Source organism: Pseudomonas citronellolis (assembly GCF_900112375.1).
GTDB lineage: Bacteria > Pseudomonadota > Gammaproteobacteria > Pseudomonadales > Pseudomonadaceae > Pseudomonas > Pseudomonas citronellolis.
In genome coordinates, this window is record NZ_FOLS01000003.1 from 1 (window position 1) to 17915 (window position 17915).

Annotated in this window: 18 protein-coding genes, 3 tRNA genes and 2 pseudogenes; 11 read left to right on the top strand and 12 right to left on the bottom strand. The window is 58.9% G+C overall.

The annotated features are described in order from the left end of the window. The first annotated feature begins 658 nt into the window (after positions 1–658). The 5 genes from BM060_RS03470 (at position 659) to BM060_RS03485 (ending at position 4458) form a co-directional block, all read left to right on the top strand. Positions 659–1528, top strand: a complete 870-nt coding sequence (locus tag BM060_RS03470; protein ID WP_074977341.1) for a restriction endonuclease — start codon at positions 659–661, stop codon at positions 1526–1528. A gap of 113 nt (positions 1529–1641) precedes the next feature. Continuing rightward, the gene (locus BM060_RS32230; protein ID WP_135499977.1) at positions 1642–2088 is read left to right on the top strand and encodes a hypothetical protein; all 447 of its coding nucleotides are present in this window, start codon (positions 1642–1644) and stop codon (positions 2086–2088) included. Then, entirely contained in the window at positions 2085–2681 is a 597-nt protein-coding gene (locus BM060_RS32235; RefSeq protein ID WP_074977344.1) for an Nmad2 family putative nucleotide modification protein, read from the top strand. The genes BM060_RS32230 and BM060_RS32235 overlap by 4 nt, the downstream gene beginning before the upstream one ends. Then, positions 2678–3796 carry a nucleoside triphosphate pyrophosphohydrolase family protein gene (locus BM060_RS03480; RefSeq protein ID WP_074977346.1) on the top strand — a complete coding sequence of 373 codons (1119 nt, stop codon included), beginning with the start codon at positions 2678–2680 and terminating at the stop codon, positions 3794–3796. The genes BM060_RS32235 and BM060_RS03480 overlap by 4 nt, the downstream gene beginning before the upstream one ends. Then, positions 3793–4458 (top strand): uracil-DNA glycosylase, encoded by a 666-nt coding sequence (locus BM060_RS03485; protein ID WP_074977348.1) that lies wholly within the window; start codon positions 3793–3795, stop codon positions 4456–4458. Before BM060_RS03480 ends, BM060_RS03485 begins: the two co-directional genes overlap by 4 nt. A gap of 122 nt (positions 4459–4580) precedes the next feature. Here the strand turns inward: BM060_RS03485 and BM060_RS03490 are convergent, their stop codons facing one another. Continuing rightward, positions 4581–4913, bottom strand: a complete 333-nt coding sequence (locus BM060_RS03490) for a hypothetical protein (RefSeq protein WP_074977820.1) — start codon at positions 4911–4913, stop codon at positions 4581–4583. Between the two features lie 243 nt (positions 4914–5156). After that, on the bottom strand, positions 5157–5423 hold the full coding sequence (locus BM060_RS33215; RefSeq protein ID WP_058151655.1) for a hypothetical protein: 267 nt from the start codon (positions 5421–5423) through the stop codon (positions 5157–5159). A 110-nt stretch (positions 5424–5533) separates the two neighbouring features. Here BM060_RS33215 and BM060_RS03500 point away from each other — a divergent pair. The 4 genes and pseudogenes from BM060_RS03500 to BM060_RS32240 all read left to right on the top strand — a co-directional run. Continuing rightward, positions 5534–5797 (top strand): annotated as a pseudogene (locus BM060_RS03500) (DNA-binding protein); the annotation flags it as partial. A 2-nt stretch (positions 5798–5799) separates the two neighbouring features. Beyond that, positions 5800–6219, top strand: a pseudogene (locus tag BM060_RS03505) (hypothetical protein); the annotation flags it as partial. Next, positions 6216–7214 (top strand): phage integrase, encoded by a 999-nt coding sequence (locus tag BM060_RS03510; protein WP_074977351.1) that lies wholly within the window; start codon positions 6216–6218, stop codon positions 7212–7214. The pseudogene BM060_RS03505 and the gene BM060_RS03510, both read left to right, overlap by 4 nt. Positions 7215–7280: 66 nt before the next feature. Beyond that, a complete protein-coding gene (locus tag BM060_RS32240) occupies positions 7281–8120 on the top strand; it encodes a hypothetical protein (protein WP_135499976.1) in 840 nt (279 codons plus the stop codon). A gap of 63 nt (positions 8121–8183) precedes the next feature. Here BM060_RS32240 and BM060_RS03520 read toward each other — a convergent pair. From BM060_RS03520 to BM060_RS03565, 10 genes are all read right to left on the bottom strand, one after another. Then, positions 8184–8260: transfer RNA gene (locus tag BM060_RS03520), tRNA-Met, on the bottom strand. A 177-nt stretch (positions 8261–8437) separates the two neighbouring features. Beyond that, positions 8438–9538 (bottom strand): redox-regulated ATPase YchF, encoded by a 1101-nt coding sequence (gene ychF / locus BM060_RS03525; RefSeq protein ID WP_074977355.1) that lies wholly within the window; start codon positions 9536–9538, stop codon positions 8438–8440. Between the two features lie 24 nt (positions 9539–9562). Next, positions 9563–10147, bottom strand: a complete 585-nt coding sequence (pth, locus tag BM060_RS03530) for an aminoacyl-tRNA hydrolase (protein ID WP_009617433.1) — start codon at positions 10145–10147, stop codon at positions 9563–9565. Positions 10148–10187: 40 nt separating this feature from the next. Then, the gene (locus BM060_RS03535; RefSeq protein WP_074977357.1) at positions 10188–10799 is read right to left on the bottom strand and encodes a 50S ribosomal protein L25/general stress protein Ctc; all 612 of its coding nucleotides are present in this window, start codon (positions 10797–10799) and stop codon (positions 10188–10190) included. Positions 10800–10905: 106 nt separating this feature from the next. Further along, positions 10906–11847 (bottom strand): ribose-phosphate pyrophosphokinase, encoded by a 942-nt coding sequence (locus BM060_RS03540; RefSeq protein ID WP_024128138.1) that lies wholly within the window; start codon positions 11845–11847, stop codon positions 10906–10908. 84 nt (positions 11848–11931) lie between these two features. Further along, positions 11932–12006, bottom strand: a tRNA-Gln gene (locus BM060_RS03545). Between the two features lie 58 nt (positions 12007–12064). Beyond that, positions 12065–12139 (bottom strand) — tRNA-Gln (locus BM060_RS03550). Positions 12140–12171: 32 nt separating this feature from the next. Further along, entirely contained in the window at positions 12172–13020 is an 849-nt protein-coding gene (ispE, locus tag BM060_RS03555; protein WP_009617437.1) for a 4-(cytidine 5'-diphospho)-2-C-methyl-D-erythritol kinase, read from the bottom strand. Between the two features lies 1 nt (position 13021). Next, positions 13022–13645 (bottom strand): lipoprotein insertase outer membrane protein LolB, encoded by a 624-nt coding sequence (gene lolB, locus BM060_RS03560; protein WP_074977359.1) that lies wholly within the window; start codon positions 13643–13645, stop codon positions 13022–13024. An 8-nt stretch (positions 13646–13653) separates the two neighbouring features. Continuing rightward, complete coding sequence (locus tag BM060_RS03565) at positions 13654–15375, bottom strand: tetratricopeptide repeat protein (RefSeq protein ID WP_074977361.1); 1722 nt, start codon at positions 15373–15375, stop codon at positions 13654–13656. Between the two features lie 189 nt (positions 15376–15564). Here BM060_RS03565 and hemA point away from each other — a divergent pair, with 189 nt between their 5' ends. Together hemA and prfA are read left to right on the top strand one after the other, a co-directional pair. Continuing rightward, positions 15565–16833 carry a glutamyl-tRNA reductase gene (gene hemA, locus BM060_RS03570; RefSeq protein WP_074977363.1) on the top strand — a complete coding sequence of 423 codons (1269 nt, stop codon included), beginning with the start codon at positions 15565–15567 and terminating at the stop codon, positions 16831–16833. Then, a complete protein-coding gene (gene prfA / locus BM060_RS03575) occupies positions 16830–17912 on the top strand; it encodes a peptide chain release factor 1 (RefSeq protein WP_074977365.1) in 1083 nt (360 codons plus the stop codon). Before hemA ends, prfA begins: the two co-directional genes overlap by 4 nt. The last annotated feature ends 3 nt before the right edge of the window (positions 17913–17915 follow it).

A 17915-nucleotide genomic window follows, 5' to 3' on the forward strand; every position in this document is an offset into this window, starting at 1 on the left:
GGGCAAGCCTTTTTGGTTCCTTTTTGCGGGGGTGGCCTTCCACCGTTTGACAAAAGGGACTCGCCCGAGGGGCGAAACAAAAAATCTCCGCAGACTCGGAGCGGCGCAAACACACCCAAACAAGACGTCTCTGGGTTCCCGCGTTCGCGGGAATGACGAGGGGAAGATAGGCGTATCAGGATGACTCTGGAGCTTCCGGCAGCTTCGAACGGCCCCCTCTCCCTCCGGGAGAGGGCTGGGGTGAGGGGAGCGGAGCCAGGATTAGGCACCTTGGCTGAACCAACGCATCGCTTAAATGAACAGAGGGATACGGGGGGGCTTGAGCGCGCAGGGAGGACGGAGCCAGGTTGCGGACGCTTTGTAATCGCCGCCCCAAAAGAAAAGGGGTTAGCTTGCGCTAACCCCTTGAAAATAATGGTGGCTACACCGGGACTTGAACCTGGGACATCAGCATTATGAATCGCATGAGAGCCTCCCTGCGCTCCCCCGAAGCCCTGTAAACCGGGCGTTTCAAAGGCGACGAAACCTCAATTCAACCGGCTATTTCTGACAATTGGCCTTATGTAGTCACCCTAGAGACTTTACGGGTACTAGCGTCTCAGGATAGCTTCCATGTATGGCCTCTGGCCATGAATGAATGCGTATTTTGGAGACAGGGATGGCTCGTCGCCGCAGAACCTCGCTCATCGAGGACCTCATCGAGATCGCTAGCCGCCTGCCCAGGTGGGTGAGCCTGCTCATTGCCTTGGGCAGTTGGCTCGTTCTTCACCCTATTGCCAACAGTCAGCCCGAAGTCCCCAAGGACTTGCACCAGATGGGGCAATCAGTTGTCGGGCAGCTCATTCGTACTTTTGCCTTTTTCGGCCAGTTTGTGCTGCCGGCGGTATTCGTGATTGGAGCAATTGGCTCTGTGCTTGCCAGGGCCGAACGCAAGAAGCTGCATGCAAACGTGACGAATGCGCGCGAGTCAGGGAAAACCATTGAAGGTATCAGCTGGCGCGAGTTTGAGCTGCTAGTGGGCGAAACCTTCCGCCGCAAGGGGTTCACCGTTATCGAGAAAGGCGGTAACGGGCCGGATGGTGGCGTTGACCTCGTGCTGCACTTGAGAACGGACAAGTACCTAGTTCAGTGCAAACAGTGGAAGGCTATTAGCGTTGGTGTCACGGTTATTCGAGAGTTCTTCGGTGTGATGACTGCGGAAGGAGCCGCAGGAGGTTTCGTTGTGACCTCGGGAAGATTTACTGCAGAAGCTAAATCGTTCGCTGATGGCAGAAATATACAGCTAGTTGACGGCGCCTTGCTTAAAAGATGGATAAACAATCGACCTGAAATTATGCAACCCGCTTCAAAAAATGATGATACTGGTCATACAAGTAGTTTATGTCCCCCTCATTGCCCCGTGTGCAATGAACGAATGGTGATTAGAACTGCCAGACGAGGATCCTATGTTGGGTCTGAGTTCTGGGGGTGCTCTAAGTTCCCTGTTTGCCGGGGGGCAAGAGATCTATTGGCCTCAACAGACAAGTAGGCCATTGGGCTGTGCCTTATACAACCATCCCTCAGGAGGAGATGAATTAAAAATACTAGACCTTGGGTTTTGGCTTGCCTTTAAAAATCTCGGGATTGAGTAGGAGTTTTTATATGAATGTTCTTGCCCTTCTAAATAAAAGTGAACTCGCTCTCGTTGGGGAGATTGAACGAGTACTCTCCGATTCAGCTTGCAATATTAATATTATTGAGCTTGCAAAGCCTTTCGACTCTGAATGCACCCAGAGGGAAGAGATAATTTCCCGCCTAACTGATGCCAAGGTTCTTGTGTATTTTGGGTCTCGAGAGAATGAAGGAAACAAATGTATTGACCTTGCATTGATTGAAGCTGCAAGGCTGAATATAAAAGTTATTTGCATTTCCCTTGATCAAGGTGCGGAAATTGCTTCCGGCTTTGAACTGTTGGGAGATGTATTAATTCCTAATATTGCAGCCCTTCCCGAGGCAATTTCCGAGCAGCCCCGGGAATGGCAAAACGGTGACGGCACCATGAGAGAGGATCGTCCATTTAAAAGATATAAATGCGGAAATAAGAAATGAGAATTTTCTCATATGTAGTCGCTAGAGATTATGGATTTGCGCCAAATCCATTCCATGGATTCTGTACGCTGGCCACGTGTAAGCCTCAGATAAGAAAGCATGCGAATGTAGGAGATTATATCGTTGGTATAACCCCCAGAGATATGGGAAATAAGATTTGTTATGTGATGGAGGTTGGCTCAAAAGTAAGCTTTGATGAGTACTGGGAAGGAGAACAATATCAGGCTAAAAAGCCAAGACTTAATATGTCCTATAAGTATTCATTCGGGGACAACATATACCACAGGAAGGGTGATGGTACTTGGCATCAAGAAAACTCCCATCATACCAACGAGGACGGCAGCCCAATTCAGGAAAACATTGATGCAGATACCGGAACTACAGACAACGTTCTGATCGGTAATAATTTTTCATACTGGGGAAAAGATGCAGTTGATTTGCCGCCAGAATTTAATGCGCTAATTGTTGCGCGCGCCCATAAGTGCGAATTCTCTCGGGAGTTTGTCGATAGTTTCTTAGTTTGGTATAGGGGGCAGATGAAAGGACAGATATCTACTCCGGAGAGATGGACAAAAAGAGGGACTTTTACATGACGCTTGTTAGCTTTTTATCGGACTATGAGCGAGACATTGAACCTACCGACACTCTTGGAGAGGATGCAGATGAGTTAATAGTTTTTGGGCTATTCGGAGAGGTGGGGAGCGTTCTGTCGGTGTCAAAAAAAGCAAGGAGAGATGCAGGGGCTTTTGACACAAATCATTCATTTATAGAGGAACTTGGAGACGTACTTTGGTATTTCTGTCGTTTGTGCAACAGGAAAGGATTAACTTTGAGCACCGTTGCTGCCCCTTTTATTAGTGGGAAGCCTTATCAAATTGCCCCGACGGGAATAAAGAGATTTCCGCTTGCACTTGTGCCATCGCCGGTTGAGATCAGCGTGATTGAGGCCAGTACTGCACTTGGTAAAAATGCGGCGGTAATTTTAGAGAAGTCGGAAACCACTATAGATCAAGCGGCGCTCTCTAGCTTTTTTGAAAGCTATATCGCTTTGATGTCGGCATCAGGTGTCAGTTTTAAAGCAGTCGTTGACTTCAACCTGGACAAATCATTGAGCAGATTCTCTCCTATAGACTTGTCTAGCTCGCCAGACTTTGATGCTGAAGAACATATAGATGAACAGTTGCCGAGGGAGTTTGAAATTGAGGTAAGCCAAAGATCCAACGGAAAAACATACATGAAAATGCATGGCGTTTTTATCGGCGACCCTCTAACCGATAATATTGCAGTTGAAGATGGATATAGATTTCATGATGTATTTCATATGGCTTATGCTGCCATTTTGCATTGGTCGCCGGTATTCCGGGCACTACTGAAGCAAAAAAGGAAAAGCAATCCCGGAGTGGATGAGTCACAGGATGGTGGAAGAGCTATTGTTATTGAGGAAGGGTTGAGCGCGTGGGTGTTTTCTTTGGCAAAAGAGAATGACTATTTTGAAGGGCAAGACAGAATATCCTTCGATGTTCTAAAGACAGTTAAGCAATTTGTTAAAGGCTATGAGGTTGAGCGATGTTCATATAAGTTGTTCGAAAAGGCCATTTTGGATGGTTATAGCGTATTTCGGGAATTAAAAAAATATAAGCAGGGAACGATAATTGGTAGTAGAATTGAGCGTTCAATCACTTTTCGGCCTGCCGAGGGCTGCAAATGAAACCGAAAGAATTTGCCCGAAGATTGTCGGCAGTTACTACCAGTAATAGCTTCAATCCATACTCACAGGTTTGCAGTGCTTTTGATGTTAAAGCGGCAGACAAGATTAGATTTCAATTACTTTTGGGCATGTTGGAAAAAGCTGCTTGTGTTGAAGTCGACGCTATATGGATTGGGAGAGATTTGGGTTACCGAGGTGGGCGTCGCACGGGACTTGCGTTAACGGATGAGATCCATGCTGAAGAATACGCAGAGCGATGGTCTCTATGTGCGCAGAGAACTACTAAAGGGGAACCCTGCAAAGAGAGAACAGCATCCGTGATATGGGATGCATTAAGGTGTATTGAAGATAATATATTTCTTTGGAATGTGTTTCCGCTTCATCCTCATGAAGTCGGGGAACCGTTTTCGAATAGAAGCCACAATGCTGTCGAGAGAAAGATCGGCGAAGAGATTTTAACGGAGTTGGTTACCATCCTCCGGCCTCGGCGATTAATTGCAGTGGGGAATGATGCCGTTTCATCTATAAGTAGAGTGGCTCCTAAGATAGCGTCTGCTAAGGTCAGACACCCAAGCTATGGGGGGCAAAATATTTTTCTGAAGCAAATAGAGACACTGTATGGTGTTAGCTGCTTACCGGCAATGCAAGGGGAGCTTTTTTAAGAGAGTTAAAAGTTTCCGCTTAGATGTGCACTCATTTTTGTATTAGAGGTGCGCTTTAGTTGGATCCTATAGAGCCTTTGTTGCGATTCGTGGTGGTTTTATATGGCGAAACTTTTATTGCGCTACCAGGTTTTTTCTCTGGTTCCTTCAGTACATTCTTTGACGTCATCGTCGATTACGTTACCAGGCTTAATACACTCCCTCATGGATTTTCGTACCCCTCTATTAGCTTCCCTGTCGCGTTGAGCCTGCATCTTTAGGTTCCTTCTAGCCCCTTCCGCTAATGGCCCTTTCCCGTCGGCAAGGCCTTGCATGATGCTTTTTTCGAGGTATCGCGCAGGCACTTCGATGATAGGTTTCATCGTTTCGGCTGCTTCGGCGAGGGCGGTATTCTCTTCGGCAGATGCGAAGGCGGTACAGCTAGATATGGCAAGAGTGATCAAAGCTTTCTTCATCTGAGTTACATCCGTGTAGTCCGAGATGGGCATTATCTCGAGATGTGTATAGTCAGCTAGACCTTAAGCTGAACGTGCCCAGCGTCAATAAGAAAGATCTGGAACAGTGAGCGGCGCCTAGTCCGTGGTCATGCTCATCACCTTATCTATCTCTATGCAGGCTTATCCTGCTGCCTTTGCCTCATGTCTTCCTGGCGGATTTCTCTCGGGCAAACCAACGCCTAGTGACTCTCTCGGTAATCTCTATCCCGCGTCTTGTCCGGCCAAGTTTCGGTGGGCCTCATCGTATTCAGGGCTAGTTTGGCCGCTTTCGGGCGCGACCTCTCCAGTCACCAGCCATAGAGCGTACTGGGGGAAAAGGGCTATCACGGCCTCGATCTCGGCATCTGTAATGCGTGCCTTTCCATTGCGCACATTTCCCCACCGGTATCGATCAATACCAGTTTCCTTCTCGAACCAGACGCTTGTCCGCTCCTTGTTGAACAAGGTTATAAGGCGGTCTTTTATCATGCCCAAATATTCTACTTAGTAGATTGTACTCAGTAGCAATCTAGATGTATGGTTTGTCTTACTTAGTAAATATTACTCAGTAAGTGTGATTTTTATTATAGGGTAAAACCATGGAAGAGTCTGGAATAGTGGGGTTCATCGTCACGGGGGCGATGGAAAAGGTCACGGACTTCCGCACCGCTCCGTTCTGCTCCCAGGCGATATTCGCTCAGATGCTGGGCCTGGAGGACATCACGGAAGACGTGGTGCGCGGCTGGGTCGAGACCAAGACCGTGCCAACCGCCAAGATCGGCCGCCGCCGCGTCATCAACCTCCACAAAATCCGCCGCGACCTCGACCGGGGTAAGTCGATCTTCTGCCAAGGGGATTACGACGATGCCGTACCTATGAGGGCCTTTGCCCGCACCTGCAAGGCCTCTGGCAGTACGCCTGCGACAACTACAAGCTGATTTCCCGGGAAGGGATATTCGATGACTTCTGGTCGCTGATCAGCCTCGACACCAAGGTCCAGGTGGAAGCCGATCCGCTCATCGAACGCACCGAGTACCGCCGCTACTACAAGACCGCTCAGGGCTTCTCCGGCAAGAACTGCGAGATGTTCCTGGGCCAGTTCGCCAGCCTGATCGCCCGGGAGCGCATCCCACCAAAAAAAGCGCTTGAGGTCGGGAGAACGCTCCCCTTCTGGCACGTGATCGAAGACCACTACACCGCCAAGGGCTACAGCACTCGCGACCTCGAAAAGCACGTCATCGGACTGATCAACGATCGCTATATCAGGCGGGGCTACGCGATATGACGGCACGTAAGGAAGGAAAGACGTGGACGGCTGACTTCTACGAGAACGGCCGATCTGGTCGCCGGGTGAGGAAGTACGGATTTCTTACCAAGTCTGCCGCGATCCGCTACGAGCAGGACTTCTTTGCCGTGAAGGGTGAGACGGGGCGCCCGTTGGATGATCGGCTCTCGGATCTGGTGAAGGTCTGGTTTGGCCTCCATGGATGCACCTTGAAAGATGGTGCTCAGCGCTTGGCGCGCTGCGAAGCGCTTGCTCAACGTCTCGGAGATCCTCTGGCCTTCGAGTTTGATTCGCTTGCCTGGGCCCGCTATCGGCAACGCCGTCTGACCGAGGTGAAGCCGGAAACGGTCAACCACGAACAGCGTTACCTGTCTGCCATCTTCTCCGAGCTGATCCGCCTCGGCTCATGGCACAAGGCAAACCCACTGGCCAACGTCCGGCAGATCAAGACCGATCAGGTCGAACTGACGTTCCTCTCTCTGGATCAGGTCGCCCAGCTCCTCGAGGAGTGCAAGGCCAGCACGAACAACCACACGTACCCGGTCGCTCTCCTGTGTCTTGCTACAGGTGCTCGCTGGGAAGAGGCCGAGAGCATCGCCCGTGGGGCCGTACATGGGGGAAAGGTCCACTATCACCGGACGAAGAACCGTCAGAGCCGCTCAGTGCCGATCCCGGCCGAGCTGGAGCAACTGATGTTCAAGGTGGGTATGCCTGGAACCGGCCGCCTCTTCATGTCCTGCCGCGCCGCCTTCCGTTGCGCCTATGAGCGCTGTGGATTCCAGACGCCAGGCCAGCTGACCCACATCCTCCGCCATACCTTCGCGAGCTATTACATGATGGGAGGAGGGGACATCCTCACATTGCAGCGGATCCTGGGGCACTCGTCGATCACGATCACGATCACGATGACGATGAGGTATGCGCATTTGTCGCCGGAGCATCTGGAGTCTGCTGTACGTCTGTCGCCGCTAGCTCAATCCGGAGTTTCGATATGAGCGCCTGCCTGACTTGTGTAAAACCGTTCCAATACCTTATGAATGCGAGAGAGCAACCAAAAAGGGATGGACGAGTTGGATACGGAAGTTTCGGTTACCGGGATCAGGGATGCGGTCAGGAAGCGTCTAGGCCAGCTTTGGGCAGGGTACAAGGAGCTACTGCCCAATCAGCGAGCCTATTTGAATGGCGCAGTGTTCCTTGCTATTTCGTTTGCCCTGAAGCCGTTTACAGCAGATGGTTCCACTGCGGCATTGATTCTCGCAGCAGCTTCTTGGGGGTTAGCAATGATTGCTGATCTCTCGGCTCTCTATCGAAAAGTCTTCGATACCATTTTCGGCAAGCTGATTGCGCTGGCTGTTGTTGCGTTGTTAACGAATCTTGCAGTTGCTATGGCTGCGGGAGGGGTTAATGAAATGGTCGGAATCGATCCCGCTCGCTTCATCCACACAATTACCTTCTCTGCGGCGCTTTTTGCTATTCCGCTTGTTGCCATTGGTTTGTATTTCATCGTGCTGCTAGGGATGGCGTTTCTGTTCCTATATCTAATGTTCGTCACCCTCCCAAACGAGGAAACGAAGCTGCTGATATACCCGTGGTACAAGGCAGGAGTTGTTCCTCGGTATCGTGGACTGACCGCCTTTGCCCAGGTGGGTAGCGTTATCGTGCTCAGTATCGTGGCATTCCATTGGTATCAAAATAACCAGAAGGCCTACTGGGATACCGTCCAAGACTGGAGTCGATCCTTCCTCTACACGTTTGAAACGTTTGAGAAAGCGCCGTGCAAACTAGAGAAGGGCCAGCGTGTGGCGTTTTTGGATGGTGATCGCGTGCTCGTTGCGAGCAAGGCGGGGGAGGCAATCACGTTCAAGGTCACGCAATGCGTGGCACCTGTAGACGGGATGTAGTCGGTTTGTAGTCTGCCGGCCAAAACAAAAAAGGGTTAGCTTGCGCTAACCCTTTGTTTTGTATGGTGGCTACACCGGGACTTGAACCTGGGACATCAGCATTATGAATGCTGCGCTCTAACCGACTGAGCTATGTAGCCGAGTGGCGCGCATTTTCCGGATCTTTTAGGGGGCTGTCAACCCCCTTTGGTTAGATATTTTTCTGTTCTTTCAAGCGTTTAGCGGGACGAGCGGTAGGGCGGGAACGAAAAAGGCCCCACGGGATGCGCGGGGCCTTTTCGGCTTGCTGGTGGGCGCCCTGGGGCGCTGCCGGCGGCTTAGACGTTGAAGCGGAAGTGCATCACGTCGCCGTCCTTGACGATGTAGTCCTTGCCTTCCAGGCGCCATTTGCCGGCTTCCTTGGCGCCGGCTTCGCCCTTGTACTGGATGAAGTCGTCGTAGGAGATGACTTCGGCGCGGATGAAGCCTTTTTCGAAGTCGGTGTGGATCACCGCGGCGGCCTGCGGGGCGGTGGCGCCGATGCGCACGGTCCAGGCGCGGACTTCCTTCACCCCGGCGGTGAAGTAGGTCTGCAGGTTGAGCAGTTCGTAGCCGGCGCGGATCACGCGGTTCAGGCCCGGCTCTTCCATGCCCATGGACTCGAGGAACATCTGCTTCTCCTCGTCGTCGTCCAGTTCGGCGATTTCCGCTTCGATCTTGTTGCACACCGGCACCACGACCGCGCCTTCTTCTTCGGCGATGGCGCGCACGGCGTCCAGGTGCGGGTTGTTCTCGAAGCCTTCCTCGGCGACGTTGGCGATGTACATCACCGGCTTGCTGGTCAGCAGGTGGAAGCCGCGCACCAGGCGCTTCTCTTCGTCACCCATGTCCTTGACCAGGCTGCGCGCGGGCTTGCCGGCGGTGAAGTGGGCGATGAGCTTTTCCAGCAGGGCCTTCTGCGCGATGGCTTCCTTGTCGCCGCCCTTGGCGTTGCGGGCGACCTTCTGCAGTTGCTTCTCGCAGCTGTCGAGGTCGGCGAAGATCAGTTCGAGGTCGATGATCTCGATGTCGCGCTTGGGGTCGACGCTGTTGCTGACGTGGATGACGTTGTCGTCCTCGAAGCAGCGCACCACGTGGGCGATGGCGTCGGTCTCGCGGATGTTGGCGAGGAACTTGTTGCCCAGGCCTTCACCCTTGGAGGCGCCCGCCACCAGGCCGGCGATGTCGACGAATTCCATGGTGGTGGGGAGCACCCGCTCGGGCTTGACGATCGCCGCCAGGGCGTCGAGGCGCGCGTCGGGCATGGGCACGATGCCGCTGTTCGGCTCGATGGTGCAGAAGGGGAAGTTCTCCGCCGCGATACCCGATTTGGTCAGGGCGTTGAACAGGGTGGATTTGCCGACGTTGGGCAAGCCGACGATGCCGCAGTTGAAGCCCATGCTGTGTACCTCTGGCGAGACGGGTCAGGCCTTCGGGCTGTGCAGCTTCTGCATCGCGCGGGTCCAGTCGCCTGCGAGCATTTCCGGCAGCACGCCGAGGGCGGAATCGATGCTGGCGTCCAGCAGCTCCTGCTCGCTGCGCGGGGCGCGGCCGAGGACGAAGCCGGAGACCAGGCTGCTGTGCCCCGGATGGCCGATGCCAAGCCGCAGGCGATGGAAGCCGTTCTGGTTGCCGAGCTGGGCGATGATGTCGCGCAGCCCGTTGTGCCCGCCATGGCCGCCGCCCTTCTTGAGCTTGGCGGTGCCGGGGGGCATGTCGAGTTCGTCGTGGGCCACCAGGATGGCTTCGACCGGGATGCGGAAGAACCCGGCGAGCGCCGCCACGGCCTGGCCGCTGCGGTTCATGTAGGTGGTGGGGATGAGCAGACGAACGTCGCGGCCCTGGTGGCTGAACTTGCCGACCAGGCCGAAATACTTCTTGTCGGGGCTCAGGCTGACGCGTTCGCGGTCGGCCAGGCGCTCGACGAAAAGGGCCCCCGCGTTATGCCGGGTCTGTTCGTATTCCGGGCCTGGGTTGCCCAGGCCAACGATCAGTTGCACGGCGGTCACGACGGGGGCCCTTTCCTTGAGGCGGGAGGCTAGCGAGCGATTACTCGGCCGCGCCTTCCTCGCCTTCTTCCTTGACTACGCGGGAAGCGTGGATGTTGGCCACGGCCAGGTCGTTGCCATGGGCCAGCTGAACCAGTTCCACGCCTTTCGGCAGCTTGAGGTCGGACAGGTGAACGATCTGACCGACTTCGACTTTCGCCAGGTCGACTTCGATGAATTCCGGCAGGTCTTTCGGCAGGCAGGAAACTTCGACTTCGGAAATGACGTGGGAAACTTCACCGCCGCCTTGCTTGACGCCAACTGCGGTTTCCTCGTTGAGGAAGTGCAGCGGAACGTGAGCGGTCAGCTTGTGGTCGGCAACGACGCGCAGGAAGTCGGCGTGCATGACGAAGCCTTTGGCCGGATGGCGCTGCAGGGCTTTGATCAGCACGGTTTCCTTGGCGCCATCGACGTCCAGGGCGATGACGTGGCTGAAGGCAGCCTCGTTTTCCAGCAGTTTGGCGATTTCACGCAGTTCCAGGGTCACGGAAACCGGGGCTTTCTCGCCACCGTAGATGACCGCGGGAACCAGACCGGCATTACGACGCAGGCGGCGGCTCGCACCTTTCCCCAGGTCGGAACGCGCTTGGGCATTCAGAATAAAGTCAACCATTACACTTTCTCCACAATGACAAGATCGCCCGAGCGCTTGCGACCAGCGTTCGGGCGACTCTTCAAATGCCCCGCCGTGGCGGGGCGCGTTCGTCAGGCCCTGTTCCTCAACGGAACATGGCGCTGATCGATTCTTCGTTGCTGATCCGGCGCATGGCTTCGGCGACGACCGGCGCGATGTCCAGCTGGCGGATGCGGCCACAGGCCTGGGCAGCGGCGGACAGCGGGATGGTGTTGGTCACCACCAGCTCGTCCAGTACGGAACCCTCGATGTTCTCGATGGCACGGCCCGACAGCACCGGGTGGGTGCAGTAGGCGATGACCTTGGCGGCGCCGTGCTCTTTCAGAGCCTTGGCGGCGTGGCCGAGGGTGCCGGCGGTATCGACCATGTCGTCGACCAGTACGCAGGTACGGCCTTCGACATCACCGATGATGTGCATGACTTCGGACTGGTTGGCCTTCGGACGACGCTTGTCGATGATGGCCAGGTCCACGCCCAGGGACTTGGCGACGGCGCGAGCGCGCACCACGCCACCGATGTCCGGGGAGACGATCATCAGGTTCTCGAAGCGCTGGTCCTCGATGTCGTCGACCAGTACGGGCGAGCCGTAGATGTTGTCGACGGGGATATCGAAGAAGCCCTGGATCTGGTCGGCGTGCAGGTCGACGGTGAGGACGCGGTTGACGCCCACCACGGTCAGCATGTCGGCGACGACCTTCGCGCTGATGGCCACGCGGGCGGAACGCGGACGGCGATCCTGGCGGGCATAGCCGAAGTAGGGGATGACCGCGGTGATACGAGTCGCCGAGGAGCGGCGGAAGGCATCGGCCATCACCACCAGTTCCATCAGGTTGTCGTTGGTCGGAGCGCAGGTCGGCTGGATCAGGAAGACATCCTTGCCGCGGACGTTTTCGTTGATTTCGACACTGATTTCGCCATCGGAGAACTTGCCGACGGAAACATCACCGAGGGGAATGTGCAGTTGACGCACGACTCGGCGTGCCAGGTCGGGGTTGGCGTTCCCCGTGAAGACCATCATCTTGGACACGCGCAGTACCTGCCGGCTGAGGGTGGGCCTGATGAACCAAAAAGCTGTTCAAAGGCCGTGGCTTTTGAACAGCTTTTTTGTATATGGCAGGGGCGGCTGGATTCGAACCAACGCATGGCAGGATCAAAACCTGCTGCCTTACCGCTTGGCGACGCCCCTATGAATTTTGCTGTGCAGCGCTTCGGTTACCGTCGTACGCAAACCCCTGAGGGGTTAATGGCAGGGGCGGCTGGATTCGAACCAACGCATGGCAGGATCAAAACCTGCTGCCTTACCGCTTGGCGACGCCCCTGTATCGTACAACCGAATGCTCTGCATCCCTTCTCAGGTCAGCTCTTGAAGCTTGCGATGCAACAGGGAGATGTTGCGACCCCGTGCGACGAAGCTTGGCAGAGTGGCCGGAAGTTGGCGGCGAACTTTATCAGCATCGCCCTGGTTTGGGAAGCTCCCAAACACACAAGCTCCGGTTCCGGTCAGTCTGGCCGATGTGAATTTGTTCAACAACATCAGCGCGTTACGTACAGCTGGGTAACGTTTCTCGACGACCGTCTGACAGTCGTTTCGACCGTCCACCCCGAGAAGGCTGCGAACTTTAATGGGCGCGGTATCCCGTGTCAACTCGGGATCGGAGAAAACTTCTGCTGTGCTGACAAAGACTTGCGGCACGGCGACGAGGAACCAGGGCTCCTCCAGCTCGACCGGCGTGAGCTTCTCGCCGACCCCTTCGGCGAAGGCCGCGCGGCCGCGCACGAACACCGGCACGTCGGCGCCCAGGCCCAGGCCCAGGGCCGCCAGGCGGTCTTCGTCCCAGCCCAGTTGCCAGAGATGGTTGAGGCCGACCAGGGTGGTGGCCGCGTCGGAGCTGCCGCCGCCGATGCCGCCGCCCATGGGCAGATGCTTGTCCAGCCAGATGTCGGCGCCCAATCGGCAGCCGGACTGTTCCTGCAGCTGGCGCGCGGCGCGGACGATCAGGTTGCTGTCGTGGGGCACGCCGGGGATCTCGGTGTGCAGGCGGATCTGCCCGTCCTCGCGCGGGGCGAAGTGCAGCTCGTCGGCGTGGTCGAGGAACTGGAACAGCGTCTGCAGCTCGTGGTAGCCGTCGGCGCGGCGCCCGAGGATGTGCAGGAACAGGTTGAGCTTGGCCGGGGCCGGCAGGGTCAGGCGTTCGCGCATGTCAGCGGGCCTGGCCGAGCAGGCGCGGTTGCCAGCTCTTGATCACCAGGGTGACGTCGAGGTTCTCGCCGTGCAGCTTCAGGCGCTCGGGCAGCCAGTAGCCGTCCTGCTGGGCGTAGCTGCTGTATTCCACGTCCCAGCCGTCCTGCTCCAGGCGCGCCAGGCGGCTGTCGCTGTCGAGGGTCAGGCGGCTCTTGCTGTCCGGGGCCGGCAGGCCGCGGATCCACCAGAGCAGGTGGGATACCGGCAGGTGCCAGCCCATCTGCTGCTCCAGCAGGGCCTCGGGGGACTCGGCCTGGAAGCGGCCCTGCCCGGCGACTTCGAGGGTCACCGCGCCTTCGCGCCCGGTCAGGCGCGCCGCGCCGCGGCCCAGCGGGCCGGACAGGCGGATGTCGTAGTAACCCTGGCGCTGCAGCCAGAACAGGGTGCCGCTGCCGGAGTCCCGGGGGGCGCGGATGCCGACCTTGCCGTCGATCTGCCAGCCGTCGAGGGCGGCGACGCGTTCCTTGTGGGTTTTCCAGCTGTTGGCGTTGCCCTGGCCTTGCAGGGCTTCCTGGGTGGTGAAGCCGGCGCAGCCGCTGAGCAGGAGCAGGGCGGCGGCGCCAAGGACGTGAATCAGACGCATGGGAAATCTCAGGGGGTCTTGGACCCGGTCAGGCGCAGCAGGGTGTCGCGCAGCACCGGGCTGTCGGGCTGGTTCTGCAGGGCGGTGCTCCAGACTTCGCGGGCCTCGCGCTGCTTGCCGCGGGCCCAGAGCACTTCACCCAGGTGGGCGGCCACTTCGTGGTCGGGAAACTTCTCCAGGGCCTGGCGCAGGTAGGTTTCGGCCTGGTCGAGGTTGCCCAGGCGGTAGTTGACCCAGCCCAGGCTGTCGAGGATGGCCGGGTCGTCCGGGTTCAGCTGGTGGGCCTTCTGGATCAGTTCGCGGGCTTCGTCGTAGCGCGTGGTGCGGTCGGCCAGGGTGTAGCCCAGGGCGTTGAGCGCCATGGCGTTGTCCGGCTCGCGCTGGATGATCAGGCGCAGGTCCTTCTCCATCTGCACCAGGTCGTCGCGCTTCTCCGCCAGCATGGAGCGGGTGTAGAGCAGGTTGAGGTCGTCGGGGAACTGCTTGGTGCCCTGTTCGATGACCTGCCAGGCGCGGTCGGTCTGGTTGCGGTTGGACAGGCCCTCGGCCTCGATCAGGTACAGCTGGATGGCGTAGTCGGGCTGGCGCTCGCGGGCCTCGGCGAGGCGCCGCGAGGCTTCGGCGCTGCGCCCGGAGTCCATGAGGATTTCGCTCTGGCGCAGCTGCGCCGGGAGGAAGTCGTTGCCCGGGCCGACCTGGGCGTATTCCTTGAGGGCGGTTTCCGGGTCCTTCTGCTCCTCGGCGAGGCGGCCGAGGTTGAAGTGCGCGGCGTCGGTGTGGCTGTCGCGCTCGACCAGTTCCTGCAGGTAGACCTTGGCTTCGTTCCAGGCCTGGGCCTCCAGGCACACCAGGGCCAGGGAGAAGCGCAGGTCGTCGTCGTCGGGGAACTGCTGCACCAGGGCGGAGAACTCGGCCTTGGCGTCGTCCAGGCGGTTCTGCTCCACCAGCAGGCGGGCGTAGGCCAGGCGTACGCGCTTGTCGTCCGGGTGTTCCTTGATGCCGGCCTTGAGCAGCGGCAGGGCCTCGTCGCTGCGCTTCATGCTCTGCAGCAGGCGCGCGCGCAGCAGCATCGGCGCCACATCATGGCGGCTGGCCGGCTTGCTCTCCAGCAGGCTCAGGGCCTCCTGCGGGCGGCCGTCCTGCTGCAGCAGCAGGGCCTTGCCGAACAGCAGCTGGCCGTTGTCGGGGTACTTCTTCAGCAGGCGGTCGAAGCTCTGCAGCAGGCCGGCGCGGGTGTCCGCGTCGGTTTCCGCGGCGGACAGGGCGAGGAAGTCGAAATGGGTGTCGCCCTGGCCGTTGAGGACCTTCTCCATGTACACCATGGATTCGTCGTACTGGCCGGTGCGCGCCAGCTGCAGGGCGGCGGCGCGCTGCGCGTCGAGGTCGTCGGGGGCAGCCTTGGCCCAGATCAGCGAGGTATCCAGGGCTTCCTGGTCGGCGCCCAGGTACTCGGCGATGCGGAAGGCGCGCTCAGCCACGCCCGGGTCCTGGGTCTGCTTCGCCTGGTCGACGTAGTTGGCCAGGGCGATGTCGAAGCGGTTGCGCTGGCCGGCGATCTCCGCCACCAGCAGGGAGTACAGGGTGTCCTCGCTGAAGGAGCCGTACTTGCGGCCCTTCTCCGCGCTGGCCGCACTGTCCTTGGCCGGTTTCGGCGCCGGTTCCTTGTGCAGCATGGATTGGCAGCCACCGAGCAGCAGCAGGGCGGTCAGCAGCGCTAGGGATTTGTTCATAGACGAAAGAGAGGGACCTGGACGGCGGGTTGTGCCCCATCATGACATAAGCCATTCGGCAAGCCCATGGGGTGGGGACTGCCAAACCCAGCATAGACGCACAGATCGGCTGCTTGTATTGCAGTGGTTGTCCTCTACCGGTCGACGTAGGACAATTGCGGGCTTCCTGAATTACCTCAGCGATCCCGCATGGCCTTCATCGCCCTTGGCATCAACCACAAGACAGCTTCCGTGGCCGTCCGCGAGCGCGTGGCGTTCACTCCCGGGCAGATGGTCGAGGCCCTGCAGCTGCTCTGCCGGCTGACCGCCAGCCGCGAGGCGGCGATCCTCTCCACCTGCAACCGCAGCGAGCTGTACCTGGAGATCGAGCATCCGGAGGCCGAGGACGTGCTGGCCTGGCTCGCCGACTACCACCGCCTGAGCCTGGACGAGCTGCGCAACTGCGCCTATGTGCACCAGGACGAGGACGCGGTGCGCCACATGATGCGCGTGGCCGCCGGCCTGGACTCCATGGTGCTCGGCGAGCCGCAGATCCTCGGCCAGATGAAGTCCGCCTACGCCGTGGCCCGCGAGGCCGGCACCATAGGCCCGATGCTCGGCCGCCTGTTCCAGGCCACCTTCAGCACCGCCAAGACCGTGCGCACCGACACCGCCATCGGCGAGAACCCGGTGTCGGTGGCCTTCGCCGCGGTCAGCCTGGCGCGGCAGATCTTCAGCGACCTGCACCGCAGCCAGGCGCTGCTGATCGGCGCCGGCGAGACCATCACCCTGGTCGCCCGCCACCTGCACGAGCAGGGCGTGAAGCGCATCGTGGTGGCCAACCGCACCCTCGAGCGCGCCAGCCTGCTGGCCCAGGAGCTGGGCGCCGAGGCCATCCTGCTGGCGGACATGCCCGAGCACCTGGCGCACAGCGACATCGTCATCAGTTCCACCGCCAGCCAGTTGCCGATCCTCGGCAAGGGCGCGGTGGAACGCGCGCTGAAGCAGCGCCGGCACAAGCCGATGTTCATGGTCGACATCGCCGTGCCGCGCGACATCGAGCCGGAAGTCGGCGAGCTGGACGACGTCTACCTCTATAGCGTCGACGACCTCCACGAAGTGGTGGCGGAGAACCTCAAGAGCCGCCAGGGCGCCGCCCAGGCCGCCGAGGAACTGGTCGGCGACGGCGTCCACGAGTTCATGCAGCGCCTGCGCGAGCTGGCCGCGGTGGACGTGCTGCGCGCCTACCGCCAGCAGGCCGAGCGCCTGCGCGACGAGGAGCTGCAGAAGGCCCAGCGCCTGCTGGCCAACGGCGGCGACCCGACCGACATCCTCGCCCAGCTGGCCCGCGGCCTGACCAACAAGCTGCTGCACGCGCCCAGCGTGCAGATGAAGAAACTCTCCGCCGAGGGCCGCATCGATGCGCTGGCCCTGGCCCAGGAACTGTTCGCCCTCGACGAGGGCCCTGAGAAGCGATGAAAGCCTCCCTGTTGACCAAGCTGGACAACCTCAGCGACCGCTACGAGGAGCTCACCGCTCTGCTCGGTGACGCCGAAGTGATCAGCGACCAGACCAAGTTCCGCGCCTATTCCCGCGAGTTCGCCGAAGTCGAGCCGGTGATCCTGGCGTTCCGCGACTTCCGCAAGACCCAGGCCGACCTCGAGGGCGCCCAGGCGCTGCTCAAGGACAGCGACCCGGACCTGCGCGAGATGGCCGAGGAGGAGGTCGCCAGCGCCAAGGACTCCCTGGTCGAACTGGAAGACCGCCTGCAGCGCATGCTGCTGCCCAAGGACCCGAACGACGGGCGCAACGTGTTCCTGGAAATCCGCGCCGGCACCGGCGGCGACGAGGCGGCGATCTTCTCCGGCGACCTGTTCCGCATGTATTCGCGCTATGCCGAGCGCCAGGGCTGGCGCGTCGAAGTCCTCTCGGAGAACGAGGGCGAACACGGCGGCTATAAAGAGGTGATCGCCCGTGTCGAGGGCGACAACGTCTACGCCAAGCTCAAGTTCGAGTCCGGCGCGCACCGCGTGCAGCGCGTGCCGGCCACCGAGTCCCAGGGCCGCATCCACACCTCCGCCTGCACCGTCGCGGTGCTGCCGGAGCCCGACGAGCAGGCGGCCATCGAGATCAACCCGGCCGACCTGCGCGTCGACACCTACCGCTCCTCCGGCGCCGGCGGCCAGCACGTGAACAAGACCGACTCTGCCGTGCGCATCACCCACATTCCCTCGGGCATCGTGGTCGAGTGCCAGGAGGAGCGTTCGCAGCACAAGAACCGCGCCAAGGCCATGGCCTGGCTCGCGGCCAAGCTCAACGACCAGCAGCAGGCCGCGGCGCAGCAGGCCATCGCCAGCACCCGCAAGCTGCTGGTGGGCTCGGGCGACCGCTCCGAGCGCATCCGCACCTACAATTTCCCCCAGGGGCGGGTCACCGACCACCGCATCAACCTTACCCTGTACTCCCTGGGCGAGGTGATGGAGGGCGAGGTGGAGCAGGTGATCGAACCGCTGCTGCAGGAATACCAGGCCGACCAGTTGGCCGCCCTGGGGGATTGAGGC